At 62.3% G+C, this 23,869-nt stretch carries 23 protein-coding genes; 6 read left to right on the forward strand and 17 right to left on the reverse strand.

The features are described from left to right. Positions 1-24 precede the first annotated feature (24 nt). From C5L13_RS24820 to C5L13_RS24860, 10 genes are all read right to left on the reverse strand, one after another. A complete protein-coding gene (locus C5L13_RS24820) occupies positions 25-1,632 on the reverse strand; it encodes an ABC transporter substrate-binding protein (RefSeq protein ID WP_105385944.1) in 1,608 nt (535 codons plus the stop codon). Positions 1,633-1,680: 48 nt separating this feature from the next. Beyond that, on the reverse strand, positions 1,681-2,730 hold the full coding sequence (locus C5L13_RS24825; protein WP_105385945.1) for a dipeptidase: 1,050 nt from the start codon (positions 2,728-2,730) through the stop codon (positions 1,681-1,683). Between the two features lie 89 nt (positions 2,731-2,819). Then, positions 2,820-3,497: a phosphoribosyltransferase gene (locus C5L13_RS29070; protein WP_170117321.1), complete on the reverse strand. Its 678-nt coding sequence runs from the start codon at positions 3,495-3,497 to the stop codon at positions 2,820-2,822. A gap of 9 nt (positions 3,498-3,506) precedes the next feature. Then, positions 3,507-5,294, reverse strand: a complete 1,788-nt coding sequence (locus tag C5L13_RS29075) for an adenine deaminase (protein ID WP_407070469.1) — start codon at positions 5,292-5,294, stop codon at positions 3,507-3,509. Continuing rightward, positions 5,291-6,214, reverse strand: coding sequence for a nucleoside hydrolase (locus tag C5L13_RS24835; protein ID WP_105385946.1), 924 nt, complete (start codon positions 6,212-6,214; stop codon positions 5,291-5,293). The genes C5L13_RS29075 and C5L13_RS24835 overlap by 4 nt, the downstream gene beginning before the upstream one ends. A gap of 12 nt (positions 6,215-6,226) precedes the next feature. After that, a complete protein-coding gene (locus C5L13_RS24840; RefSeq protein ID WP_105385947.1) occupies positions 6,227-7,252 on the reverse strand; it encodes an ABC transporter ATP-binding protein in 1,026 nt (341 codons plus the stop codon). Beyond that, positions 7,245-8,027: an ABC transporter permease gene (locus tag C5L13_RS24845; protein ID WP_105385948.1), complete on the reverse strand. Its 783-nt coding sequence runs from the start codon at positions 8,025-8,027 to the stop codon at positions 7,245-7,247. The genes C5L13_RS24840 and C5L13_RS24845 overlap by 8 nt, the downstream gene beginning before the upstream one ends. Continuing rightward, a complete protein-coding gene (locus tag C5L13_RS24850) occupies positions 8,024-8,866 on the reverse strand; it encodes an ABC transporter permease (protein WP_105385949.1) in 843 nt (280 codons plus the stop codon). Before C5L13_RS24850 ends, C5L13_RS24845 begins: the two co-directional genes overlap by 4 nt. A 106-nt stretch (positions 8,867-8,972) precedes the next feature. Next, a complete protein-coding gene (locus tag C5L13_RS24855; protein WP_105385950.1) occupies positions 8,973-9,995 on the reverse strand; it encodes an ABC transporter substrate-binding protein in 1,023 nt (340 codons plus the stop codon). Then, on the reverse strand, positions 9,992-11,062 hold the full coding sequence (locus C5L13_RS24860; RefSeq protein ID WP_170117322.1) for a LacI family DNA-binding transcriptional regulator: 1,071 nt from the start codon (positions 11,060-11,062) through the stop codon (positions 9,992-9,994). Before C5L13_RS24860 ends, C5L13_RS24855 begins: the two co-directional genes overlap by 4 nt. Before the next feature lie 145 nt (positions 11,063-11,207). Here C5L13_RS24860 and C5L13_RS24865 point away from each other — a divergent pair, with 145 nt between their 5' ends. Further along, positions 11,208-12,635, forward strand: coding sequence for an amidase (locus C5L13_RS24865; RefSeq protein WP_105385952.1), 1,428 nt, complete (start codon positions 11,208-11,210; stop codon positions 12,633-12,635). 161 nt (positions 12,636-12,796) lie between these two features. Here C5L13_RS24865 and C5L13_RS24870 read toward each other — a convergent pair whose 3' ends face one another. Next, a complete protein-coding gene (locus C5L13_RS24870; protein WP_105386007.1) occupies positions 12,797-13,720 on the reverse strand; it encodes a LysR family transcriptional regulator in 924 nt (307 codons plus the stop codon). A 102-nt stretch (positions 13,721-13,822) separates the two neighbouring features. Between C5L13_RS24870 and C5L13_RS24875 the strand changes: the two genes are divergently transcribed. The 5 genes from C5L13_RS24875 to C5L13_RS24890 all read left to right on the forward strand — a co-directional run bounded on the left by C5L13_RS24875 (position 13,823) and on the right by C5L13_RS24890 (position 18,443). Beyond that, entirely contained in the window at positions 13,823-14,998 is a 1,176-nt protein-coding gene (locus tag C5L13_RS24875; RefSeq protein WP_105385953.1) for an acyl-CoA dehydrogenase, read from the forward strand. Positions 14,999-15,201: 203 nt separating this feature from the next. Continuing rightward, positions 15,202-15,342, forward strand: a complete 141-nt coding sequence (locus C5L13_RS28850) for a hypothetical protein (protein WP_158693520.1) — start codon at positions 15,202-15,204, stop codon at positions 15,340-15,342. A gap of 8 nt (positions 15,343-15,350) precedes the next feature. Continuing rightward, on the forward strand, positions 15,351-15,542 hold the full coding sequence (locus tag C5L13_RS24880; protein WP_158693521.1) for a hypothetical protein: 192 nt from the start codon (positions 15,351-15,353) through the stop codon (positions 15,540-15,542). 217 nt (positions 15,543-15,759) lie between these two features. Further along, positions 15,760-17,196, forward strand: a complete 1,437-nt coding sequence (locus C5L13_RS24885) for an NAD-dependent succinate-semialdehyde dehydrogenase (protein WP_105385955.1) — start codon at positions 15,760-15,762, stop codon at positions 17,194-17,196. Between the two features lie 128 nt (positions 17,197-17,324). Then, entirely contained in the window at positions 17,325-18,443 is a 1,119-nt protein-coding gene (locus tag C5L13_RS24890; RefSeq protein WP_105385956.1) for a DNA alkylation repair protein, read from the forward strand. 323 nt (positions 18,444-18,766) lie between these two features. Here C5L13_RS24890 and C5L13_RS29170 read toward each other — a convergent pair whose 3' ends face one another. The 6 genes from C5L13_RS29170 to C5L13_RS24920 form a co-directional block, all read right to left on the reverse strand. Then, positions 18,767-19,201 carry a hypothetical protein gene (locus C5L13_RS29170; protein WP_205836883.1) on the reverse strand — a complete coding sequence of 145 codons (435 nt, stop codon included), beginning with the start codon at positions 19,199-19,201 and terminating at the stop codon, positions 18,767-18,769. A gap of 81 nt (positions 19,202-19,282) precedes the next feature. Beyond that, positions 19,283-20,302, reverse strand: coding sequence for a sulfate/molybdate ABC transporter ATP-binding protein (locus C5L13_RS24900; RefSeq protein WP_105385957.1), 1,020 nt, complete (start codon positions 20,300-20,302; stop codon positions 19,283-19,285). Next, positions 20,299-21,186 carry a sulfate ABC transporter permease subunit CysW gene (cysW, locus tag C5L13_RS24905; protein ID WP_105385958.1) on the reverse strand — a complete coding sequence of 296 codons (888 nt, stop codon included), beginning with the start codon at positions 21,184-21,186 and terminating at the stop codon, positions 20,299-20,301. The genes C5L13_RS24900 and cysW overlap by 4 nt, the downstream gene beginning before the upstream one ends. A 2-nt stretch (positions 21,187-21,188) precedes the next feature. After that, complete coding sequence (gene cysT / locus C5L13_RS24910; protein ID WP_105385959.1) at positions 21,189-22,010, reverse strand: sulfate ABC transporter permease subunit CysT; 822 nt, start codon at positions 22,008-22,010, stop codon at positions 21,189-21,191. A gap of 93 nt (positions 22,011-22,103) precedes the next feature. Beyond that, entirely contained in the window at positions 22,104-23,102 is a 999-nt protein-coding gene (gene cysP, locus C5L13_RS24915) for a thiosulfate ABC transporter substrate-binding protein CysP (protein ID WP_105385960.1), read from the reverse strand. Between the two features lie 178 nt (positions 23,103-23,280). Then, positions 23,281-23,754: a VOC family protein gene (locus C5L13_RS24920; protein ID WP_105385961.1), complete on the reverse strand. Its 474-nt coding sequence runs from the start codon at positions 23,752-23,754 to the stop codon at positions 23,281-23,283. Positions 23,755-23,869 lie beyond the last annotated feature (115 nt).

The following is a 23,869-nucleotide window of genomic DNA, read 5'->3' on the forward strand; positions in this document are numbered from 1 at the left end:
GGTCAATGAACTGGCCTTCCGGGCTTAATCCTTGGACACCGTGAAGACGTAGTTCGTATCGAAGGTCGGGCCGAGCTTGAAGTCCTTCACGCCCTTGCCGACGCCCGCGACTTCCGTCTGCTGGTAGACCAGCACGAACGGACCACTGGCCAGCACCTTCTTCTGCAGGCTTTCATAGATCGCCGCGCGCTTGGCCGGATCCCGCTCCACGAAACCGCTCTTGGTTTCCTTGGTGAGCTCCGGAATATCCCAGGCATTGCGCCAGGCGAGCGTCTTCGTGGTGCCGTCGTCGGCATTGTTGGGGTTGGAGGTGAAGGTCTCCGCGTTCGAGTTCGGATCCCAGTAGTCGACGCCCCACAGGCCGATATAGATGTCGTGGGTGCGGGCCCGGTACTTGGTCAGCGTCTGCTTGCCGTCGCCGGGGATGAGTTCCATCTTGATGCCGGCCTGCGCAAAAGTCTGCTGCAGGGATTCCGCGATGCCGGTGGTCGGCTGGGTGTTGCGCACGTCCATGGTGACCGTAAAGCCATCCTTCAGGCCGGCCTTGGCGAGCAGTTCCTTCGCCTTCGCGACGTCGAACTTGTAGGGCTTTTCGTCGAGCGAACCGAGAATGCCCTTCGGCAGGAAGGTCTGGTGGATTTCGCCGACGCCCTTGATGAGGGTGGCGCCGATCGCGTCATAGTCGACGAGATATTTCATCGCCTCTACGACTTCCGGCTTCTTCAGGTTGGGGTTCTTCTGGTTGAGGCTGAAATAGAAGACCGAGCCTTTCGGCGTGCTGGTAACCGTCGTCCCCTTCTTGGCAACCGCGTCGATATCGTTCGGCTCGAGGTTGCGGGCAACGTCGATATCGCCGTTGTCGAGCGCCAGGCGCTGGCCGGCGCTTTCCTTCATGTGCCGGTAGATGACGCGGTTGAGCTTCGGCTTTTCGCCCCAGTAATTGTCGTTCCGTTCCAGGACGACCACTTCGTTGGCGCGCCATTCGCGGACCTTGTAAGGGCCGGAACCGGCGAAATTGGTCTTCAGCCAGGCATTGCCGTAGTCGTCATTTGTAACGTGCTGGGAAACGAGCTTCTTGTCGACGACAGCGGCGACGGTCGCCGTCAGGCAGTTCAGCACGAAGGATGGCGCATAGGACTGGTCGAGGGTCAGCACGAAGGTGTTGGCATCCTTGGCGACCGCCTTCTGGGTGATGTTGTCCTTCTTCAGGCCGAACTGGTTGAGGATGAATGCCGGCGGGCCATCGATCTTGACGGAGCGCTCGAAGGAATAGGCGACGTCGTCCGCCGTGATCGGATTGCCGGATGCGAATTTCAGGCCCTGCTTCAGCTTGAACGTATAGGTCAGGCCGTCGTCGGAAACGGTCCAGCTTTCTGCAAGGTCCGGCGTGACCTTCGATGTGTCGTTGATGTCGAGGCGCACGAGGCGGTCATAGCTGTTGCCGCCGATCTCGCCGGCGGAGAACTCGAAGGCCTGGCCCGGATCGAGCGTGATGATGTCGTCGAAGGCAAGCCCGATAACGAGCGTATCCTTCGGCGTTACCGCGAATGCCTGCGGCACGGCCAGCAGCATGAGCGACAGCGCCGCGCTGGTGGACAGCATGCGGAAACGCTTGTTGAGTTTGTGGATCATGGTCTTGGTTCCCCTGTTTTTTCCTTTTTGGACCTCTGGGGAAGCGGGCTATTCCTGCCAAGCCTTCCCCAAAACTCTCAGCCAGTTTTCCCGGCATAGCTTTATGAGTTCGTCGTCAGCGTATCCCTCAGTTTTGAGGGCCGCAACCAGATTCTGATTGCCTGCAGCATCCTGAATCTCTTCGGGAATCGACGCCCCGTCGAAGTCCGAGCCAAGTGCCACGTGATCGATCCCCATGCGGTCGACCAGGTGGTTCACATGGCGCACCATGTCGGAGAGCGGCGTCGACACGTTGTCGCGCCCGTCGGGGCGTAACATGGTGACCGCATAGTTGAGGCCGACGAGACCGCCGCTTTCCTTGATCGCGTCGAGTTGCTTGTCCGTCAGGTTGCGGGCGACCGGCGTCAGCGCATGAGCGTTGGAGTGGCTGGCGATCAGCGGCTGGTCGGTGGTCTTTGCCACATCCCAGAAGCCCTTTTCGGTGATATGCGCAAGATCGATGAGGATGCCGAGCCTGTTGCAGGCCCTGACGAGTTCGAAGCCGAGGTCGGTGAGCCCCGGGCCGGTGTCCGGCGACATCGGATAGGCAAAGGGTACGCCGTAGCCGAAGATGTTGTGCCGGCTCCAGACCGGTCCGAGCGAGCGCAGGCCCGCAGCGTGGAAGACTTCGAGATTGTCGAAATCTGGATCGATCGCCTCGCAGCCCTCCATGTGCATGACGGCGGCGAAGATGCCGTCCTGCATTGCCTGGCGGATCTCGGCCGTCGAACGGCAGAGACGCCAGGCGCCGGCCCTGTCGAGACGCAGGGCGATAGAGGCTTTCTCCAGCGCGATCGCCAGCGAGGGAAGATGATCGAGCGGTGCGGAAAGCGGCGTTTCATAGTGGCCGTTCGTGTCCGGCTCCTTGAGTACGAGGTCGCCGGACGGAATATAGATGGCGCAGAGCCCGCCTGCGAGGCCGCCGGCCTTGGCGCGCGGGCCGTCGATATGGCCGCTCGCAGTGCCGTTCATGAATTCGGAGATCGGGTCGCCGCCAGCCTTCATGGTCCGCCAGAGGCGTAGAAGCACGTCGTTATGGCCATCGAACACCAAGTCCATGAAGCTATTCCCGATTTTTGTGAGAGTCCCGCGGTGAGTGATCTTCCGATCCTAATGAGCCATCAGCCTTTCGCAAGGCACAAATCGCCTCAGGCGGTCCAGATCCCCTCGCCCGCCTTTTTCAGGATCGGCGTCCTGAACACCCCGACGACCCGCGTGCGCCATTGGCGGCCGAAGCCATCGAGCCTGTCGTGCCAGCGCTCCGATTGTAGCATGGCGGCGCCGATCACCACGGGTTCGATGCCGAGCGATGCCATCAGGGAAAGGCCGGAGACGATCGACGTGCCGCTGGAGATCACGTCGTCCACCAGGGCAACGCGCTTTCCCTCGATGAGCGGCAGCATGCGAGGATCGACGTAAAGCCGCTTCTGCTGTTCGGGTGTCGTGATCGAGGACAGCGGCACCGACAGGTTTTCGTCATACCAGAATTTCTTCGATGTCCCGAGCGGCACGTAGCGGGCAAAACCCAGCGACCGGGCGACGGCGGCGGCAAGCGTCAGCCCGAGCGTCGGCAGGCCGACGATCACTTCCGGCCGGTGCGCCGCGAGCTTCGGCGCGAGATCGGCTGCAAGCGCATCCTGCACGTCGAAGCCTGCCTGGTTGATGATCAGCGAGGCGAGCGCATGTTCTCCATCGGCCAGCGGACGGATCGGCAGCCTGATCTGGCGGCCGTCGTCGAGCGTCGCCGGGAAGAAGCCGGAAAACGGCCCGTCCGGCTCGAATGTGCCCGCCGGATGGACGTCCTGCCAGAAATCATGCGGCTGCATGCGCTTTTCCTATTCGAGCACTTCGAGGATCGGCGATTCCATGAGTGTGCCGGTGGCGACGTCGGCAATGCCGCGATCGGTCTGGTGCGGTCCGGCGTTGCAGGCAAGCGTCGCACCGAAGCAGGCCTTGAAGATCAGGTAAGGCGGCTGCCAGTCCACCACGCGATCCATGGCCGCACGGATTTTTTCAAAACCGCCGGAAACCTCGTCCATCGATGCCTGCGAGACGAGACCCGATAGCGGCAAGGGCAGCAGCGCGGCGATCTTTCCGCCGATCGCCACCCCCATCCCCCCGCCTGCGGCAATCACCGCATTGGCGGCCGCGGCCATGTCGGCGGGATCGGAACCGAAGACGGTGAGGTTGTGGCTGTCATGCGCAAGCGTGGTGGCGAAAGCGCCTTTCCACTTGCCCCAACCGGTAAGGAACCCAAGACGGGTGCGGCTGTCGGCACGGCCGTGGCGGTGGGTCACGGCGATCAGCGTCGCGCCCTCCGGGGGTACCACATAACCGTCGACGACATCCGCATCCGTCTGCCCCCAGTTCGTGAAACGCGGGCGATCGATGGTCGCGAGCCGGACCTTCCTGCCCGTCGCGGGCAGCTTGAAATCTTCCGCCTGCAGCGGCGTCAGCTTCACCGAGTCGCGAAGCAGCGTCGGATCGGCCGAGAACAGGTCGATCATCATCTCGCCGGCCCGTGCGGCCAGAGTACCGCTTGCAAAGACCTGACGCACGCGGAAATCCTTGAGATCCTCGAACAGCACGATGTCTGCCCGGCGGCCGGCGGCGATAAGGCCGAGATCGGCGCGGCCGATCCTGACGGAGCCGTTCAAGGTGGCCGCCTGCAAAGCCCATTCCGGTTTCATTCCATAGCGGACGAGCCGACGCACCACGTCGTCCAAGCCGCCGTTCTTGGCGAGATCGTCCGGAAAGACATCGTCCGTCGCGAGCGTCACGGTCTGCGGCAGCTGGCCGAGCCCATTGAGCGCCTTGACGAATTCCGGCAGCAGGTGATCATGCGAACCGCGCAGCTCGATGGTAAGGCCGGCGCGCAGTTTGGCGATCAGATCCTCGCCCGAGACGAGTTCGTGGTCGGAGGTCACGCCCGCCGTCATGAACGCCTGGAGATCCGGTCCCACGAGACCACGCGCATGGCCGCAGACGAGTTTTTCCGAGGTCAGCGCCGTTTGCACGATGGCGCTGATACGCGGTTCGCGGTCGATGACGCCGCGCATGTTCATCACTTCGGCGAGCCCGGCGATCTTCGGCCAGAAGAGCATCTCTTCGATGGCCGTGACGTCGAAATCGGCCCCTGCAACCTCGAAACCGGGAGCGGAAGGGACCGAAGACGGTGCCAGCACGACAGCCCGCAACGGCAGGAGCTTGACCGAATCCAGCGCCCAGCCGACCCCGTCGATGCCATGGACATTGCCGAATTCGTGCGGATCCCAGACGACCGTCGTCACCCCGCGCGGCAGAACGGTGCCGGCATAGGTCGCAGGCGTCACCATCGAGCTTTCGATGTGCATATGGGTATCGATAAGACCCGGCGAAATGAAGGTGCCGGACGCATCGACGATCTCGGCAGCATCGGACCGGCTGCCGGCCTCGTGGACGCTGGCAATCAGCGGGCCGATAATGCCGATGTCGGCAGGACGCAGCTCGCCGGTCACCACATCCACCAGAGTGCCGCCGGTAATCAGGATGTCGAACGGGCCGTCGCCTCGCGCAGCCGCCACCGCGCGGTCGCGCAACCCGGGCTCTGTAAACTCCTGTACGGTCGCTATGATGCTCTTCACCAGCTTGCCTCCGCGCGCAATGTTTCGAGGATAACGGTTTTCGCCTTGTCGACGTCGATCCGGACGCCGAAGGCTGCATTGAATTCTCCACGGCCGGGCCGCGTCTCTACGACGGTGCGTCCGCGCGTGAATGTTCCCGCAAGTTCCACGTCGAGGCGCGCCTCGCGCCAGGTGACGTGTTCGGGATAGGCAAAGGCCACCGCCGCCACCGCATCGTAAAGCGCCATGGCCGGACGGCCGCGGCTGGTGGCGATGGCGACGAAACCGGCCAGCAGATCGGCGACCAGCGCGGCATTGCGCCCGCCGGCGGCCCGGATCGGGGCGACATCGTCGGGGGCGCAGAGAACCTGACGGCAGAGATCGAGATCGACCATCCGGAGCGGGATCCTGTGCGCCAGGACGATCGCCAGTGCCTCGGGATCCGCAAAAGCGTTGAACTCGGCCGATGCCGTGTGGTTGCCGGCCGTCACACCGCCGCCCATCCAGGTCAGATCGGTGATCCTGGCTGCCAGATCTGGCCGGGCCAGCACGACGGCGGCGATATTGGTGAGCGGGCCAAGCGCCAGGATGCGCCGCTCTCCCTCCCCCTTCTCCAGCCAGCCGCAGAGCGCTTCAAAGGCGTCGTTGTGGAAGGTATCGGCAACCGCGGGAAGATTGAGACCGGTTGTCGGCATGCCGGCATCGCCCAGCACGTTGGTCGCCGTTTCCAGCCGGCCGAGTGCCGGGGTAGCGCGCCCGGCATGCACGGGGAACGGCCAGACGAATGCCGACGCCGCGCCGGCCGCATTCAGGCGGACGCGCTCGAGCGGCGCATTGCCGAAGACGAGCGAAACGCCGTCGATCGTAAGCCCCGCATGCGCCGCGACCATGATCGCTGCTATGTCGTCGAAGCCCATATCGGTATCGATCCAGATGCCCATGTCAGCGACGCCTTACGAAAACTTGGAAAGAAGCGCGGCCTTTTCGGCCGGCAGGTCGAAGAGGAGATCGGCGCCGAGCGCGTGAGCCGGCAAACCCGCCTCGACCTCCGCCTTGATCGCGCCGAACGAGGTATCCAGCAGATATTCCCGGCTATCGCCGGCAAAGGATGTGCCGCGCACGGTGCCCCGGAAAGGACCAGTTCCCAGGGTCACCATACGCGGCCGCCAGGCCAGACCCGCCGCTGAAGGGGCCTCGCCTGAGAGCTCGATGAGGCCGCCGCTCGTCCTGAGCTGGCCGCCTTCGAGAGGAAAGATGTTTTCGAAGCCGACGAAATCGGCGACGAAGGAAGAAACGGGGCGGTTGTAGATGTCTTCCGGCGTGCCGATCTGCTCGATCGCGCCGCCCTTCATCACCACGATCCGGTCTGCGAGCGCCAGCGCCTCCGCCTGGTCGTGGGTCACGAAGATCATCGTCACCCCGGTTTCCTTCTGGACGCGCTGCAGCTCGGTGCGCATTTCCAACCGCAGGCGGGCGTCGAGGTTCGAGAGCGGCTCGTCGAGCAGAAGCACCTTCGGCTCCATGACCATCGAACGCGCAAGCGCCACGCGCTGCTGCTGGCCGCCGGAAAGCTCCGCCGGCTTGCGGTTGGCGAAGCTCGACAGGCCGACGGACTTCAGGCCGGCTTGGACCTTGGCGTCGAGTTCGGCACCGCGCATGCCCTTGAGCTTCAGCCCGAAGGCGACGTTCTCGTAGACGGAAAGATGAGGGAACAGCGCGTAGGACTGGAAGACGAGGCCTACGGCGCGCTTGTTGGCCGGAACCCGTGTCATGTCGGCGCCGTCGAGACGGACACGCCCGCTTTTCACCGGCAGCAGCCCGGCGATCGCGCGCATGGTCGTCGTCTTGCCGCACCCCGATGGACCGAGAAGCGCGATCAGTTCGCCCTTCCTGATGTCGAGATCGAGATCGGCGACGGCGACCGTATCGCCATAGGCGAGCGTCAGCTTTTCGAGCGAGAGATAGGACGCATCAGACATAGCGGGAAAATCCGAGGAAACGTTCGGCAGCAAAGACGATGCCGATGGAAAGGAAGGCGAGCAGTGAGGAAAGTGCGGCAACCGACGGATCGAAGACGATCTCCATATAGGCGATCATGTCGACCGGCAGCGTGCGCACGCCAGGCCCGGAGAGGAAGAGCGACACCGGCACCTGGTTGAAGCTGGTGACGAAGCCGAGGATGAAGGCCGACATGATGCCGCCGCGGATGTTCGGCATCACCACCCGGAAGAAGGCGCCGAGCCGCGACGAGCCGAGCAGCACCGCCGCTTCCTCGATATCGGAGCGCAGGTTGTCGAGGCTGGCAGAGACGACCCGCACCGCATAGGGCAGCACCAAAGCGGTGTGGGCGACGAACAGTGCCAGCGTTATGCCGACCTGGAACGGCACGACGATATAGCGCAGGAGCGCCAGGCCCACGATGATCCCCGGCACGATGATCGGCGCGGAAACGACGGTACGGACGATTTCCGCCCCCGGCAGCTTGTAGCGCGACAAGGCATAGGAGGCCGGAATGCCGAGCACCAGCGCCGCCGCGGTGCCGCCGATCGCCAGGAACAGGGACATGGCGAAACTTGCCTGGAAACTTTCCACCGTGAAGACCTTGGCGATCCAGCGAAGCGAAAAGCCCTGCGGCGGGAAAGCGAGCGTCTCGCCCGCCGAAAACGATGCGGCAACGATGATCAGGAACGGGCCGATCAGGAACGCGATCACCAGAAACAGCGTCGCGGGGATGAAGAGGCTGCGGGCATTCATGGCTGGCTCCTCATCTTGTTCCTCGCGGTCGCGACGCGCTTCAGGAGAATGTTGGCGGCAAAGCTCATGACGATCAGGATGAAGGCGATGACGCTCGCCGAGACGAAATTGTTGGAGACCGAAACCTGCTGGTAGAGCAGCGTTTCCAGCATCAGCACCTTGGAGCCGCCGAGGATGGCGGGGGTAATGTAGGCGGTCAGGCAGCCGGTGAAGACGAGCGTGCCACCGATGACAAGACCTTCCTTGGTCAGCGGCAGCACCACTTTCCAGAACACCTGGAACCAGTTGGCGCCGAGCACCCGGGCAGCCGGAATGGCGTCCCTCGGCATGTTTTCGAGCGCCGAGATCAGCGAGATGATCATCAGTGGCAGGAAGAGCTGCAGGAGGCCGATGAAGATCGCCGTCTCGGAAAACAGGATGCGCAGCGGCGCTTCGGTCAGTCCCAAGGCCTGGAACGCCTGATTGACGATGCCGGTGCGGCCGAGGATGACGATCCAGGCATAGGTGCGCGCGACCGGCGAGATCATCAGTGGCAGCACGACGAGCCCGGTCATCCGGCCCTTGGCGCCGGGTTCCAGGTTGACGATCGCGAATGCTGCCGCATAACCGATCACCGCCGAAACCACCGTCACCAGCGCCCCGAGCTTCAGCGTGCGCAGGAAGACGGTCTGGTTCAGCGTATTGGAAAAGAAATCCGTATAGGCGGAGATCGTCCAGCCGCCGACCGGAGACCGGAACCCGTCGGAAAGCAGGATCACCACCGGCACGAGGAAGACCGCCGCGGCGAAGAGCGCGGCGGGCAGCGCAAGTGCAAGCGCTTCGGCCCTGTTTTGAAACATCTGAAGTGACCCTGTTCCGCAGAAAGTAGGGATGCGGACAGGCATTCGCGCGCTGCCCGCATCCCTCAGCCTTGGGAGGCTATCTCGTAATTACTTTATGGATTGCTTATTGACCGACCGCCTCGTTCCAGGTCTTGACCCAGCCGGCCCGGTTGTCGAGCGCCACGGCGGACGGAATGAGCTTCAAGCTTTTTGCCGTTTCCTCGCCATAGGTAAGGTTGTTGGCAGCGGCTTCGGAGAGTTTGACCTCCTTGTTGGCCGGGCTGTCGATCACCTTTTCGCCGATCTTCGTCTGGATGTCGGCCGACAGCCAGAAATCCATGAACTGCAGCGCCAGATCGCGGTTCTTGGAGCCCTTGGTGACGACCATGACGTTCATGCCGCCGGTCTGGCCTTCCTTCGGGGTGGCCCAGGCGATCGGCATGCCGAGCTTGGTGAAGGGAGCCCAGGTAAAGCGGCCGATCGGCGCGGCCCAGATTTCTTCCTGCTGCATCAGCTGCACAAGCTGCGAGGACTTTTCGTAGAAGGTGACGATCTCGTCCTTCTTTTCGCCGACCGCTGCGATGGCGGCCTTCAGGTCCGGCGTGTCCTTGCCGAGCGCCTGGCCGAGCATGTAAAGCGCCGGCGGCCCCTGGTTGGTGGTGACGTTCGGCCAGGCGATATGGCTTGCATATTCCGGCTTCAGGAGATCGGCCCAGGACTCGATCTTCATCTTGTCGGAACGGTAGGCGATCGAGGTGGCGTAGAAGGTGTAGCCAACGCTCATGCCGTCCTTGTTCGGATCCTTGGCGATGTCGTAGAGCTTTTCGAAATTGGAGAGCTTGAACGTATCCACCTTGTCGATCAGTCCGGCGCGGGAAGCGGCCAGCGCATCAGCCATGGAGACGACGGCCATGTCGACGACGGGATTGGCCTTGTTGGCTTCCATCTTGGCAATGCGCTCGACGCTGTTGCCGGTCTCCACGACCAGCTTGCAGCCGCAGATCTTCTCGAAGGGATCGTAGATGATCTGCTTGTACTCGTCCTGCGCCAGCGCATAGACGGAGATCGTCAGCGTCTTTTCCTGGGCCTGAGCCGCCCCTGTGGCGAGCATCAGGACAGCGCCCGATGCAAAAATGACCTTCTTCATCGCGTAAGTTCTCCTGCTGTCGGTTTTATCGTTGAGGTTTGGGCATGCGAATTCGGAACGCCGCTGGATTGGCGGACGACAAGCTGCATGGGCACGCGGTCGCGGCCTGACGCGACCTTTCCCGCCATCCCCGGTTCAATGCCGCCGGCAGCTTCGATGGCACCGGTAAGTGCTGCGACCGCAAGATCGGCAATTTTTGCCATATCCATGCGCATGGTGGTGAGAGCCGGAGTAACCACAGGCGACCAGACGAGATCATCGAAGCCTGTGACGCTGACCTTTTCCGGCACGCGGATGCCCGCGCGCTGCAACTCGGTAAGAGCCCGGAGCGCCGAAAGGTCGGAAACCGCAGCAAACGCCGTAAATCCCGCCTTCGCCTTGGCCGCCAGACCGAGGGGACAGCCCTTGCCTGAAAGAGCCTCCACCTTTTCGATCCACAGGGTTTCGCATTCGACATCGGCGCCGAGACCCGCCTTCAACCCGCCGATGCGGTCGTTCTGCACATTGGACGAACTGCCCGTTCCGATCAGCAGGACCTTGCGGTGTCCGAGGGCGGCAAGATGCCGGCCCATCTGCGCGCCGCCGTCCCAATGGTCGGCCGAAACGGTGTTGCCCGGCGTCGACGGCGTATCGATGACTGCGACGGGACAACCGACATCGGCGATCCGCGTGCCGCGCCGGGGCACGATGACCATGCCGTCGACGCCGCGTTCGAGGAGCCGGTTGATCGCCTCCGTCTGCTGTCCGATATCGCCGCGGGAGTCGGCGATCAGCACGCCGAAGCCGGCATTCGCGGCGGCATTCTCGATCGCCTGGGCGATCTGCGGAAAAAGCGGATTGGCGATGTCAGGCAGCACGAGGCCGAGCACGCCGGTGCGGCCGGTCCGGAGCGCCCGCGCCGTCAGACTCGGCACATATCCGAGCTCGGCCGCCTTGGCGCGAACCTTCTCGACGAGCTCCGGAGATACCCTGCCCTTGCCGGAAAGCGCATTCGACACGGTCGCCGCCGACACACCCAGTGCGGCCGCAATCGCGCTCATGTTCGACCCGGTTCGGACAGTCTTCATCAGGGACCCTGCTTAAACGTTTAATCAGGATAGAGGGGTCGGATTGCTTTGTCGAGTCGTTTACATGCCCTCCCACAACTTGTCCCGGGCTCCTTGACTTTTGCAGCTTCCCGGAAGGAAATCCACGCTGCCATGGGAGACGGACATGCAGGACGAGGAAATTACCGGACTTTCCGCCACCGAACTTTCGGACGCGATCCATGATGGCCGGGCATCCTGCACCGATGTGATGAAAGCCTATCTCGCGCGGATCGGGAGGTTGAACCCGTCAATCAATGCCATCATCAGCCTTCGCGATACCGACGCCCTGCTCGCCGAAGCGGCTGCCCGCGACGCGGACCTGGCCGGGGGAACCTCACGCGGCTGGATGCACGGGATGCCGATCGCCATCAAGGACCTCTGCGAGGTAAAGGGCATCCGCTGCACCTATGGCTCACCGCTGTTTGCCGATTTCGCGCCTGATAAGGACGAGGTGATGGTGGAGCGTATCCGTGCGGCGGGCGCGATCATCATCGGCAAGACCAATACGCCCGAGCAGGGGTTCGGCTCGCAGAGCTACAACCCGGTGCACGGCACGACGAAAAATCCCTACGACCTCACAAAGACCGCCGGCGGATCGAGCGGCGGCGCCGCAGCCGCCCTTGCAGCGCATCTGCTGCCCATCGCCGACGGCAGCGATATGATGGGATCGCTCCGAAACCCCGCCGCCTTCAACAACGTCGTCGGCTTTCGCCCGAGCTACGGCCGCATCCCCTCCTCGCTGAAACTCGAACTCTTCATGGGCCAGCTCTCCGTGATGGGGCCGATGGGCCGCACCGTGCGCGATGCCGCAGCACTGCTCTCCACCCAGGCAGGCTACGATCAGCGCGATCCGCATTCGCTGGCGACCGAAGACCTGACGCCGGACGAAAACCGCGACTTTGCCGGCGCCCGCATCGCCTGGCTGGGCGACCTCGGCGGCTACCTGCCTTTCGAGCCCGGCGTTCTGGAACTCTGCCGCGCCACCCTGCCCGTTTTCGAGCGGATAGGCTGCAAGGTCGATGATGTCGTGCCGGATTTCGACATGGCGGATGTCTGGCAGTCCTGGACGACGCTCCGGAGCTGGCTTGCCGCCGCCAAGATGCGGGATACCTATGACGATCCGGCAAAGCGGGCGAAGGTAAAGCCCGAGATCATCTGGGAGATCGAGCACGGCCTCGACATGACCGGACGCGAGGTGCATTTCGCCTCGAAACGCCGGAGCGCCTGGTATCAGTATCTTCTGATGCACTTCGAGCGCTACGACTACCTGATCCTGCCCTCCGCGCAGGTCTTCCCTTTCGACGCGACGACGCATTGGCCGAAGGAGGTCGGCGGACGGACGATGGATACCTATCACCGCTGGATGGAAGTGGTGATCGGCCCCTCCATGGCCGGCCTGCCGGTCGCAGCCATGCCGGCCGGCTTCGGTGCGAATGGCCTTCCGACCGGCATCCAGATCATCGGCCGCCCGCGAGCGGATAAGGCGGTGTTCGAACTGGCGCTGGCATATGAGGCCGCGACCGACTGGCTGGACCGGAGGCCGAGGCTTTAGCCATTCAGCACAAGTCCAACGCAGTTATGAGGCGGCACGGCAGTCCTAACCCTCCCCCTTGTGGGGAGGGTGGCAGGCAGGCGGGAGGGGCTTTTCATGCGGAGCGAAGTCCCCTCCCCACCCCTAGCCACAAGGGGGGGGCGCAAAGCCAGCCGCCGCCCTTACCACCCCACCACCTCTTCCTTTTCGCGATACCGCCCAACCTCCTCCAGCAGCCAGGCCCGGAAGGCCGCGACCGGCCGGAAATCCGCCTTACTCATCGGCGCTACCGCATAGTAGGCACTCGGGCTCCTGACCTGATGGGGAAACGCTTCGACGAGCTGCCCGCTCGCCAGTTCCGAGTCGATCAGAAAAAGCGGCATCAGCGCCACACCTAGCCCGGCAATACAGGCCTGCGCCACGTTGCCGAACTGTTCGAAGCGCATGCCCTGCGACGGCGTGCCGGCGATGCCGAGGCTCTCGAACCAGTGGCTCCACGCACCCGGTCGCGAGGCCATGTGCAGCAACGGCAGGCGCAGAAGGTCTTCACCCTTGTTGACGGGATGGGATTTGAGAAAGGCAGGCGATGAAACCGGCGCCACCATTTCTTCCATCAGGAAGGTGCATTCGGCACCAGGCCAGTCCGGTTGACCTATGTGGATCGCCATGTCGATGCCGTCGCGGTCAAAGTCGAAGACGCCGATGCGGGTGGCGAAATTCAGCGTGATCTCCGGATGACGGGCGACGAACTGCGGAATACGCGGCATCAGCCAGCGGGTGCCGAAGGTCGGCAGGATCGCGAGGTTCAACTGGTCGCTATGCCGTTTGGTCATGGCGGCTAGCGAGGCTGAACGGATCTGCGCAAGCGCGCTCGCCACCGCTTTGGCGTAATCCGCGCCGGCGGCGGTCAGCACCACACCGCGGCTGGTACGATCGAAAAGCAGTATCCCCAGCTGCTCCTCAAGGCCGGAAACCTGGCGGCTGATCGCTCCTTGGGTCAGTGACAGTTCCTCCGCCGCGCCGGAGAAGCTGCCCAGTCGCGCAACGGAATCGAAGGCCGCGAGCGCCGATGTGGAAGGAAGGAGTTTTCTCGAAAGGTTCACCATGGCGGTATTACTATAGATCATGGCGGGATGAGTAAACGGTGCTTGCTCTCAGGGGCGGCGCGACGATAATTCCTTCAACCTTGAAATTGGAGGCAGGCACCCATGGCATTTTCCTGGAACGATCCCTTTCTCATCGAAGATCAGCTGACCGACGAGGAGCGGATGATCCGCGATGCGGCCGCCGCCTTCGCCAAATCCGAACTCCTGCCGCGCGTTCAGGAGGCCTATATGGGCGAGACGACCGAGCCCGAGCTTTTCAAGCTGATGGGCCAGACCGGTCTGCTCGGGGTCACGCTGCCGGAAGAATATGGCGCTGCCAACGCATCCTACGTGGCCTACGGCCTCGTCGCCCGCGAGATCGAGCGTATCGATAGCGGCTATCGCTCGATGATGAGCGTCCAGTCCTCGCTGGTCATCTACCCGATCTATGCCTACGGCTCCGACGAGCAGAAAAAGAAATACCTGCCGGGCCTCGTCTCCGGCGACCTGATCGGCTGTTTCGGCCTGACCGAACCGGATGCCGGCTCCGATCCGGGCGGCATGAAGACCCGCGCCGAGAAGATCGAAGGCGGCTACCGCCTGCGCGGTTCGAAGATGTGGATTTCCAACGCGCCGATCGCCGACGTCTTCGTCGTCTGGGCGAAGTCGGAAGCCCATAACAACGAGATCCGCGGCTTCGTGCTCGAAAAGGGTATGAAGGGCCTTTCGGCACCCAAGATCGGCGGCAAGCTGTCGCTGCGCGCCTCGATCACCGGCGAAATCGTGCTCGACAGCGTGGAAGTCGGCGAAGATGCGCTGTTGCCGAACGTTTCGGGCCTCAAGGGTCCGTTCGGCTGCCTCAACCGGGCCCGCTACGGCATTTCCTGGGGCGTCATGGGTGCGGCGGAAGACTGCTGGTTCCGCGCCCGCCAGTACGGTCTCGACAGAAAGCAGTTCGGCAAGCCGCTCGCCGGCATGCAGCTCTACCAGAAGAAGCTCGCCGACATGCAGACGGAGATTGCGCTTGGCCTGCAGGCATCCTTACGCGTCGGCCGGCTGATGGACGAGCATCGGATGGCGCCGGAAATGATCTCCATCGTCAAGCGCAACAACTGCGGCAAGGCGCTGGATATCGCCCGCCAGGCCCGCGACATGCACGGCGGCAACGGCATCCAGATCGAGTTCCACGTCATGCGCCATTCGCAGAACCTGGAAACGGTCAACACCTACGAGGGCACGCATGACGTTCACGCGCTGATCCTCGGCCGCGCCCAGACGGGTATTCAGGCGTTTTTCTGATCCCGAGCGATCTTGACTCTTCGACATATCCGCCCGGCCGCTTCAGCGTGCCGGGCTTTTCTATCAGCAACGCCCTCGGTAACGGCACACTCGTCGTCCGAAAATCGCACCCGGCCATCTCGCGCGAGGATTGAAAATCCCGTCCATCACCAATTATAAAACGCAGAGCCGTTTTGGACTTCGACGCAAAGAGGGGGAACACAATGATCTTGTGGAGCGGTCAGGGCTATCTCGTGGCGGTCATCATCTTCTGCGCGTCGCTGCTGATGAACCTCATTGTCGACGGCATCTATGGGTCGGGCTCTTATGGCGCCGACACTGGGGCTTCGCCACAGCACTGTTGATCGCGGCGGTGTGCATCTGGTTCCTCGGAAGCGCGCTTCAGAAGAGCGAGGATCGCGTCGTCATCGACAAGGACACCGGGGAAGAGCTTGTCATCAATCGATCGAACCACAGCCTCTTCTTCATCCCCATGAGACTATGGGCCTTTCCCCTGCTTGCAGGGGCTGTTCTGGTTCTTGGCAAGACCGCCCTCGGCATCTGACCCGATAACCGCTTCCTGCACCATCCCACGCCGCTTTCCGGTCGATCAGATATTCTGCCGCACCGACATAGTTCCCGCGCCTGTGCTTTTTATTAGTAATACTTTTTCGCCAGCCCATTGATTACAAGCGGCATTTATCTTACGTCAGCACCGAAATCCCCATCTGCCGGCGACCGCGAACCCGCCGATCCCCCCTTTGGTAATGAAAGTGGCCCTCATGCAGACCTATCCTGACGTAAAACTTTTCATCAACGGCGAATGGCGTGATGCCATCGGCGGCGAGACCCTGTCCGTCGTCGATCCCGCAACCGAAGAGGTGATCGGCAAGATCGCCCATGCCCGCAAGGCCGATCTCGATCGGGCGCTGGAGGCAGCAGACAAGGGCTTCAAGATCTGGCGCGACACTTCGGCCTTCGAGCGCTCGAAACTGATGCGAAAGGCCGCCGACATCATGCGCTCGCGCGTTGATGCCATCGCCTACATGATGACGCGCGAACAGGGCAAGCCGCTCGCCCAGTCGAAGATGGAAGTCCTGGGCGCCGCCGATACGATCGACTGGTTCGCCGAGGAAGCCCGCCGCACCTATGGCCAGATCATTCCGGCCCGCTTCAGCGGCGTTTCCAACATGGCGATCAAGCTGCCGGTCGGTCCGGTCGCGGCTTTCACCCCCTGGAATTTCCCGATCAACCAGATCGTCCGCAAGCTTTCCGCAGCACTTGCCACCGGCTGTTCGATCATCGCCAAGGCACCGGAAGAAACGCCGGCCTCCCCGGCGGAACTGATCCGCGCATTTGCCGATGCCGGCATTCCGGCGGGTGTCGTTAACCTGGTCTACGGCATTCCGGCCGAGATCTCGGAATACCTGATCCCGCACCCGGTCATCCGCAAGATCTCCTTCACCGGCTCCACGCCGGTCGGGAAACATCTGGCGGCACTGGCCGGCAAGCACATGAAGCGCGCCACGATGGAACTCGGCGGCCATGCGCCGGCGATCATCTTCGACGACGCCGATCTTGAAAAGGCGATCGAGGTCACGTCGCTCGCGAAGTTCCGCAACGCCGGCCAGGTCTGCGTCGCGCCGACCCGTTTCCTCGTGCAGGACGGTATCGCCGACAGGTTCATGGAAGGTTTTGTCAAAGCTGCTCGGGCGATCAAGGTCGGCAACGGCCTGGAAAACGGCGTCACCATGGGCCCGCTCGCCAACGACCGGCGCATCCCGGCCATGGAAGACATGATCCATGACGCGGTGTCGAACGGTGCCGAACTGAAGACCGGCGGCAAGCGCATCGGCAACAAGGGCTATTTCTTCGAGCCGACCGTGCTCGCCGACGTGCCGACCTCCGCCAAGGTGATGAACGACGAGCCATTCGGTCCGCTTGCGATCGTCAACCGTTTCTCGCATTTCGAGGACGCGATCGCGGAAGCCAATCGCCTGCCCTTCGGCCTTGCCTCCTATGCCTTCACGGGTTCGGTGAAGACCGCCCATGCTCTCGGCCGCGAGATGGAAGCCGGCATGCTGACGATCAACCACAACGGTCTTGCCATTCCCGAAGTGCCCTTCGGCGGCATCAAGGATTCCGGTTACGGCACGGAAGGCGGTTCGGAAGCCGTCGACGCCTACCTCGAGACCCGCTTCGTCAGCCAGATGAGCTGAGCGCTCACCCGCTAGCCAAATCCGGAACCGGCCGCTGCTTTCCGCATCGGCCGGTTTTCTTTTGCCCCTTGCCTCCACCAGACGAGTCGACTAGCAAAACAAAAAGGGAACATCACGAAGGTGAAGCGATGGCTGAGACTGGAGCCGAAGCAGCTCCGCTGCTGAAGGAAATCTTCAATCGCGAACGTCTCCAGCATTTCGCGGCGGAAACCGCTGCGGTCTATCCTGCATTCGACGGCGAAAGGTTTCTCGCCCTCGCCTCGCAAGATCTTGATGGTCTCAGCATCATGCAGCGGCTGCGACAGATCGCTGTCGCCTATCACGATGTCCTGCCGGGCAGCTTCGAGAAGAACGTCGAGATTTTCCAGGCGCTCGCGCCGCGCATCAACCACGGCTTCGCCTCCATGGTCCTGCCGGAGTATTTGGCGCTCTACGGTCAGGATCATTTCGACCTCTCCATGGAAGCGCTCGCCTTTTTCACCCGCTTCGGCTCGTCGGAATTCGCCATAAGACATTTCCTCCTGAAAGACCTCGAGCGGACGCTCAAGGTGATGGAGGGCTGGTCGCTCGACGAAAACGAGCATGTGCGACGCCTTTCGAGCGAAGGCTGCCGGCCGCGCCTCCCCTGGTCGTTCCAGTTGAAGGCGCTGATCGCCGATCCCTCACCGGTCGCGACGATTCTCGAAAACCTGAAGAGCGATCCGAGCCTCTATGTCCGCAAATCCGTCGCCAACCACCTGAACGACATCACCAAGGATCATCCCGCCTGGGTGTTCGACAAGATCGCCGCGTGGGATCAGAACGATCCCCGCACCGGCTGGATCATGAAACAGGCGCTCCGTACGCTCATCAAAAAGGGAGACAACCGCGCCCTTCACCTTTTCGGCGCCGGGCACAAGGCGCAGGTGACGGTCGATGCCTTTACGGTGACGCCCTCCGCGTTGAAGCTCGGCGGTTCGGTAAAGATCGCCGCAAGGCTCACCTCGACCGCCACCGAGCCGCAGAAGCTCGTCATCGATTATGTCGTCCACTATGTGAAGAAGGCCGGCGGCACGTCGAAAAAGGTCTTCAAGTGGAAAGAGATCACGCTCGCGCCCGGTGCCGTGTCAGAACTTGGGATCACCCGCGCCATCCGCGATTTCACCACCCGCGTCCATTATCCCGGACGGCACCCGGTCGAACTGATCGTCAATGGCGAGGTGTTGGCGCAGGGTGGTTTTGAACTGGTGGATAGATTTGGCGGCTAGTGCGGATACGGTTATTGCACATTAGAACGGTTCTGCGTTTTAAGCATATCGACTCAGGCAGGCGGCGGGTCGCCCTTGATAGATTCCAAATAGGCATCATGCGTAACAATCCAGCTTTCCAGCTTGACTATTAAGTCTGTCCATATATGGACGTATTCGTACTCGAACGTGTCCATGCAAAGCTCCACCAACTTGGGGTGGCTCTCCCCGTGTAAATCCATCCACTGGTTCGCGAAGCACGTTTCGTATTCATCGTGGTTAATCTTGGAGTAGCCGGAAACCATACCTTCATAATTCGGGTGGGCGCTTTCCGAGAGGACACTTTATATCTTTTCAATGCCAGGATACTGTTTGTTACACTTGCCGAAGATGGTGACAATATTAAGTGAATTCAGCTCTGTAGAACCATCGCGCGACCCAAGCAGCAGAGTGCTAGTCTTCTGGGAAAAGACGTGGAAATTGAGTTCACCTTCCAGCACCTGCTCAATGAGCTTATTCAAGTAAACGAGTATGGCCAGCGTTTCAAAGCCGCTACGAAGCAGGATACGAGAGCCAAGCCCATATCCTTGAATATGCAATGCATTCGATTGAGTAAGCAGGTCTGTCAGGCGACAAAATGTCGCCTCGCGTAACATCCAGCATCGGAAAGGAGCTTTCCATTTGTACGCAACGGCGTTGCGCGCGAACAAGCCGCTAATCGGAATGCTCGGCATAAGCGATGCCTGCCAATTGGCGAGTTTCTGTTCAATTATGCCCATCCACCACGCTTAGCAGACTTTTGGTTGGTCAGAAGTACATAATCGCCAGAACGCCGCCACCAAAACATCGCTGCTTGCCCCTCAAACCGCAAACACCTTCGCCCGCCGCAGCGTCACGAAACCACCATCCCCCGCCTTCACGAGGCGTTCCGGCTCGACGTCGAATTCCAGATGCTCGCCGGTCTCGGCCGTCGCCAAGACGCGGCGGCCGTCGGCGCGGTCGAGGACGCGGGTGATGCTGGCGGGAATGCCGGGACCCTGCAGCGACCAGTCGAGATCGGCCGGACGCGCATAAAGCTCGGCCTTGCCGTCGGCCATGCCGGAGACTTCGATCGCGGCGCCGCTGGCATAGGCCTTGCCGTCCCGCACTTCGGCGGCCAGCACATTCGCATCGCCCAGGAACTTCATCACGAAGGACGTTTTCGGATCGCGGCAGACCTCTTCCGGCGTGCCCTGCTGAACGATCTGGCCGTCCTTCAAAATCACCACCCGGTCGGCGAGATCGAGCGCCTCTTCCTGATCGTGGGTCACAAACAGCGTGGTGATGCCGAGTTCGGAATGGATTTCGCGCAGCCAGCGGCGCAGGTCACGGCGCACATTGGCGTCGAGCGCCCCGAACGGCTCGTCGAGCAGCAACACCTTGGGATCGACGGCAAGGGCACGCGCGAGCGCCACCCGCTGCCGCTGGCCGCCGGAAATCTGCGCCGGGAACCGGTCCCCGAGGCCTTCGAGCCGAACGAGCCGCAAGAGATCCAAGACGCGGACATCGATCGCCGCCTTCTCGCGCTTCACCTTCGAGACCTTCATGCCGAAGGCGATGTTTTCCGCCACCGTCATGTGCGGAAAGAGCGCGTAATGCTGGAAGACGAAACCGACGCCGCGATCGCGCACCGGAATGTCGGTCGCATCCTGATCGCCGAAATAGATGTGGCCTTGATCGGCATATTCGAGCCCGGCCACCATGCGCAGGATCGTCGTCTTGCCCGAACCGGAGGGCCCGAGGAGCGCGACGAGTTCGCCGCTTTCGATCTCCAGCGAGACGTCTTTCACCGCGCGGAAGGTTTCGAAGGTTTTAACGACGTGATCGAGGCGGATTTTCATGAGGTTTTCTCCGCAGGATTGGCGGCCAGTGCCGGACGGCGGACGCGGCCCGCGCCCTGGCGCTCCAGCGCCACCTTGGCGATGATGGTGAAGACGGCGATCAGAGCCAGGATGGAGGCCGAGGCGAAGGCGCCCGCCGCCTGGTAGTCGTGATAGAGCAGCTCGATATGCAGCGGCAGCGTGTTGGTCTGGCCGCGGATATTGCCGGAGACGACCGAGACCGCACCGAATTCACCCATGACGCGGGCATTGCAGAGCACGACGCCGTAGAGCAGCGCCCATTTGATGTTCGGCAGCGTCACCGAGAAGAAGGTGCGCCAGCCGGAAGCGCCGAGCGAGGTCGCCGCCTCCTCCAGATCGCGCCCCTGCGCCTGCATGAGCGGGATCAGTTCCCGGGCGACGAAAGGCGCGGTGACGAACATCGAGGCGAGGATGATGCCGGGGATCGCGAACAGGATCTTGATCCCGTATTCGTCCAGCACCGGGCCGAAAATGCCCTGCAGGCCATAGACGAAGAGATAGGCGACGCCCGCGACGATCGGCGACACCGAGAACGGGATTTCGATGACCACCAGCAGGAAACGCTTGCCCCGGAAGTCGAACTTGGTGATCGCCCAGGCCGCCGCAACACCGAAGGCCGTATTGATCGGCACGGCGACGAGCGCCGCAAGCACGGTGAGCATGATCGCGTGCCGCGTATCCGGATGTGTGATCGTATCGCGATAGACCTGCCAGCCTTTGGCGAAGGCTTCGACGCCGATGATGATCAGCGGCGCGAGGATCAGGAAAGCGCCGAGGACGAGGACGATGCCGATCAGCGCGCGGCGAAAGAGCGGCTGGTCGCCGACGCGCGGCGGTTTGCGGCGGGTAACGGGAGTGCTCATGATCAGCTCCTCACCGTGTAGCGCAGCGCCCGCGACTGCATCCAGTTGGTGAGCGCGAGCATGAAGAACGCCGTCAGGAGCAGAACCGACGCGATCGCGGCCGCAGCCTGATAATCGTATTCCTCGAGCCGGATGAAGATCAGCAGTGCCGTAATTTCCGTCGACATCGGCTGGTTGCCGGCGATGAAGATGATCGCGCCGAACTCGCCGAGCGCCCTGGCGAAGGAGAGCGAGACACCAGCGAGCAGCGCGGGCGTCAGGAGCGGCAGGATGACCTTGCGGAAGATCGCCCAGTCAGAGCCGCCGAGCGATTGCGCCGCCTCTTCCAGCGCCGGGTCGAGATCCTCCAGCACCGGCTGCACCGTGCGCACGATGAAGGGCAGCGATGTGAAGCACATGGCGATCATGATGCCGAGCGGCGTATAGGCCACCTTGATGCCGAGATCGCCGAGGATCGAGCCGAACCAGCCGTTGGTGGTGAACAGCGCCGTCAGCGCAATGCCGGCCACCGCCGTCGGCAGCGCGAAGGGAAGATCGACCATGGCATCGACGATGCGCCAGCCGGGAAAGCGGTAGCGCGTCAGCACCCAGGCAAGTGCCAGGCCGAAGAACAGGTTGAAGACGGTGGCGCCGAGTGCCGAAAGAACCGTGACGCGGTAGCTCGCAAGCGCCCGGCTGGACGAAACGATCCGCCAGTAGTCCTCCGGCCCGAGGCTCGCCGCCTTGAAGACGAGTGCCGCCAGCGGCAACACGACGATCAGCCCGACATAGAACAGGGTCACGCCCAGCGACAAAGGCAATCCGGGCAGGACATTGCGTCTCACGCAGCTATTTCCTCTCTACACGGCCGAAAGACATGGCAAAGCCCGGCGGACTTTCGTCCGCCGGGCAGGATCAAACGAATTCAGATGTGCGGATTAGCGGCTACCGTAGAGCTTGTCGAGAGTGCCGCCGGATGCGAAGTGCTCGGACTGGATCTTCTGCCAGCCGCCGAACACGTCGTCGACCTTGACGAGCCGGATTTCCGGGAACTGCCCCTTGAATTCGGCGGCGATCTTCTCGTTGTTGACGCGGTGACCGAACTGGGCGGCGATCCTCTGGCCTTCCTCGGAATAGAGGAAGTCGAGGTAGGACTTGGCGAGCGCTTCCGTGCCGTGTTTCTTGGCGACCTTGTCGACGACGGCGACCGGGAATTCGGCGAGCAGGCTGACGGACGGGGTGACGGCCTGAACCTTGTCGGCGCCGTATTGCTTGGCGATCCCGCGGGTCTCGGCCTCGAAGGTGATCAGTACGTCGCCCGTTTCGCGCTCGACGAAGGTGGTCGTGGCGGCACGGCCGCCGGTGTCGAAGACCGGGACGTTGTCGAAGATCTTGGTGATATAGGCCTCGATCTTCTCCTCATCGCCCTTGTAGGCCTCCTTGGCCCAGGCATAGGCCGCCAGATAGGTGTAGCGGGCGTTACCCGAGGTCTTCGGGTTCGGGAAGACGGCATGCACGTCGTCACGGGCGAGATCGGCCCAGTCCTTGATGTTCTTCGGATTGCCGGCGCGCACCAGGAAGGACGGGAAGGAATAGAAGGGCGAAGCGTTGTTCGGGAATGCCTTCGTCCAGTCCTTGGACACGAAACCGTTCTTGGCGAGGAAATCCACGTCGGTCGACTGGTTGAAGGTCACGACATCAGCTTCCAGCCCTTCGACGATGGAGCGAGCCTGCTTGGAAGTACCGGCATGCGACTGGTCGATGGTGACGCCCGGATTGAGCTTCGTGAAAGCCTCGTTCTCGGCGACGAAAAGCTCGCGCGCGACGTCGTAGGATGCGTTGAGGAGTTTGTTCGGCTGCTGGGCCAGCGCGGGAGTGACGAAAAGCGCCGCCAAGGGGGCGACAAGTGCGGTGCCGAGGACGAGGAAACGGTTCATGGATTTCTCCGGTGTTCGATGCTGGTGGAGAAACTACCGGGAGACGCAACCAACCGCGAGGAAGCCGGAACCCAGCTTGACCTCCTCCTTAGAAATTCCGTTCATTTTCCAGCCGCTTCAGCGATGGTTTTGTCCATCGGGGAGCAGGAACATCGCGTCCTCGATCAAGCGACGGACCTCAGCCGCGCCGGGCCGCCTCGATCGCCGCCACGTCGATCTTCTTCATGGTCATCATCGCATCGAAAGCTCGCTTTGCCTGACCGCCGCCGGCCGCGAGCGCTTCCAGCATTACCCGCGGCGTGATCTGCCAGGATACGCCCCACTTGTCCTTGCACCAGCCGCACTCGCTTTCCTGACCGCCATTGCCGACGATCGCGTTCCAGTAACGATCGGTTTCTTCCTGATCTTCGGTTGAGATCTGAAACGAGAAGGCTTCAGTCTGCTTGAACGTGGTCCCGCCGTTCAGGCCGACGCAGGGAATACCCGCAACGGTGAATTCGACGACCAGCACATCTCCCTCCTGACCGGATGGGTAATCTCCAGGCGCACGAATGACCGCGCCCACCGCACTGTCGGGAAAGGTCTCGGCGTAGAAGCGTGCGGCGGCCTCGGCCTCTTTGTCGTACCATACGCAGATCGTGTTCTTTGCCATAGCTTGGTCCCTTCTCTCTTTGTTTCCCATCTCTCGCTGAGATAAGGCGCAAGCCATCTTTCTCCAGCCCTGGAAGCCGGTTCACGCCTTTAATGAGAGCCAGCGAACCGGCGTC

It is taken from the genome of Neorhizobium alkalisoli (genome assembly GCF_002968635.1).
GTDB lineage: Bacteria > Pseudomonadota > Alphaproteobacteria > Rhizobiales > Rhizobiaceae > Neorhizobium > Neorhizobium alkalisoli.

What these genes read in the sequence shown, in the direction of transcription:
- C5L13_RS24825 (WP_105385945.1), bottom strand. Translation starts at nt 2,730, where the DNA reads ATGGACTTGGTGTTCGATGGCCATAACGACGTGCTTCTACGCCTCTGG.
- C5L13_RS24835 (WP_105385946.1), bottom strand. Translation starts at nt 6,214, where the DNA reads ATGGGCATCTGGATCGATACCGATATGGGCTTCGACGACATAGCAGCG.
- C5L13_RS24875 (WP_105385953.1), top strand. Translation starts at nt 13,823, where the DNA reads ATGGCATTTTCCTGGAACGATCCCTTTCTCATCGAAGATCAGCTGACC.
- C5L13_RS24890 (WP_105385956.1), top strand. Translation starts at nt 17,325, where the DNA reads ATGGCTGAGACTGGAGCCGAAGCAGCTCCGCTGCTGAAGGAAATCTTC.
- cysP (WP_105385960.1), bottom strand. Translation starts at nt 23,102, where the DNA reads ATGAACCGTTTCCTCGTCCTCGGCACCGCACTTGTCGCCCCCTTGGCG.
- C5L13_RS24900 (WP_105385957.1), bottom strand. Translation starts at nt 20,302, where the DNA reads ATGAAAATCCGCCTCGATCACGTCGTTAAAACCTTCGAAACCTTCCGC.
- C5L13_RS24840 (WP_105385947.1), bottom strand. Translation starts at nt 7,252, where the DNA reads ATGTCTGATGCGTCCTATCTCTCGCTCGAAAAGCTGACGCTCGCCTAT.
- C5L13_RS28850 (WP_158693520.1), top strand. Translation starts at nt 15,202, where the DNA reads ATGATCTTGTGGAGCGGTCAGGGCTATCTCGTGGCGGTCATCATCTTC.
- C5L13_RS24870 (WP_105386007.1), bottom strand. Translation starts at nt 13,720, where the DNA reads ATGGTGAACCTTTCGAGAAAACTCCTTCCTTCCACATCGGCGCTCGCG.
- C5L13_RS24860 (WP_170117322.1), bottom strand. Translation starts at nt 11,062, where the DNA reads ATGAAGACTGTCCGAACCGGGTCGAACATGAGCGCGATTGCGGCCGCA.
- C5L13_RS24920 (WP_105385961.1), bottom strand. Translation starts at nt 23,754, where the DNA reads ATGGCAAAGAACACGATCTGCGTATGGTACGACAAAGAGGCCGAGGCC.
- cysW (WP_105385958.1), bottom strand. Translation starts at nt 21,186, where the DNA reads ATGAGCACTCCCGTTACCCGCCGCAAACCGCCGCGCGTCGGCGACCAG.
- C5L13_RS24845 (WP_105385948.1), bottom strand. Translation starts at nt 8,027, where the DNA reads ATGAATGCCCGCAGCCTCTTCATCCCCGCGACGCTGTTTCTGGTGATC.
- C5L13_RS29170 (WP_205836883.1), bottom strand. Translation starts at nt 19,201, where the DNA reads ATGGGCATAATTGAACAGAAACTCGCCAATTGGCAGGCATCGCTTATG.
- C5L13_RS24820 (WP_105385944.1), bottom strand. Translation starts at nt 1,632, where the DNA reads ATGATCCACAAACTCAACAAGCGTTTCCGCATGCTGTCCACCAGCGCG.
- C5L13_RS29070 (WP_170117321.1), bottom strand. Translation starts at nt 3,497, where the DNA reads ATGCAGCCGCATGATTTCTGGCAGGACGTCCATCCGGCGGGCACATTC.
- C5L13_RS24855 (WP_105385950.1), bottom strand. Translation starts at nt 9,995, where the DNA reads ATGAAGAAGGTCATTTTTGCATCGGGCGCTGTCCTGATGCTCGCCACA.
- C5L13_RS24865 (WP_105385952.1), top strand. Translation starts at nt 11,208, where the DNA reads ATGCAGGACGAGGAAATTACCGGACTTTCCGCCACCGAACTTTCGGAC.
- C5L13_RS24850 (WP_105385949.1), bottom strand. Translation starts at nt 8,866, where the DNA reads ATGTTTCAAAACAGGGCCGAAGCGCTTGCACTTGCGCTGCCCGCCGCG.
- C5L13_RS24885 (WP_105385955.1), top strand. Translation starts at nt 15,760, where the DNA reads ATGCAGACCTATCCTGACGTAAAACTTTTCATCAACGGCGAATGGCGT.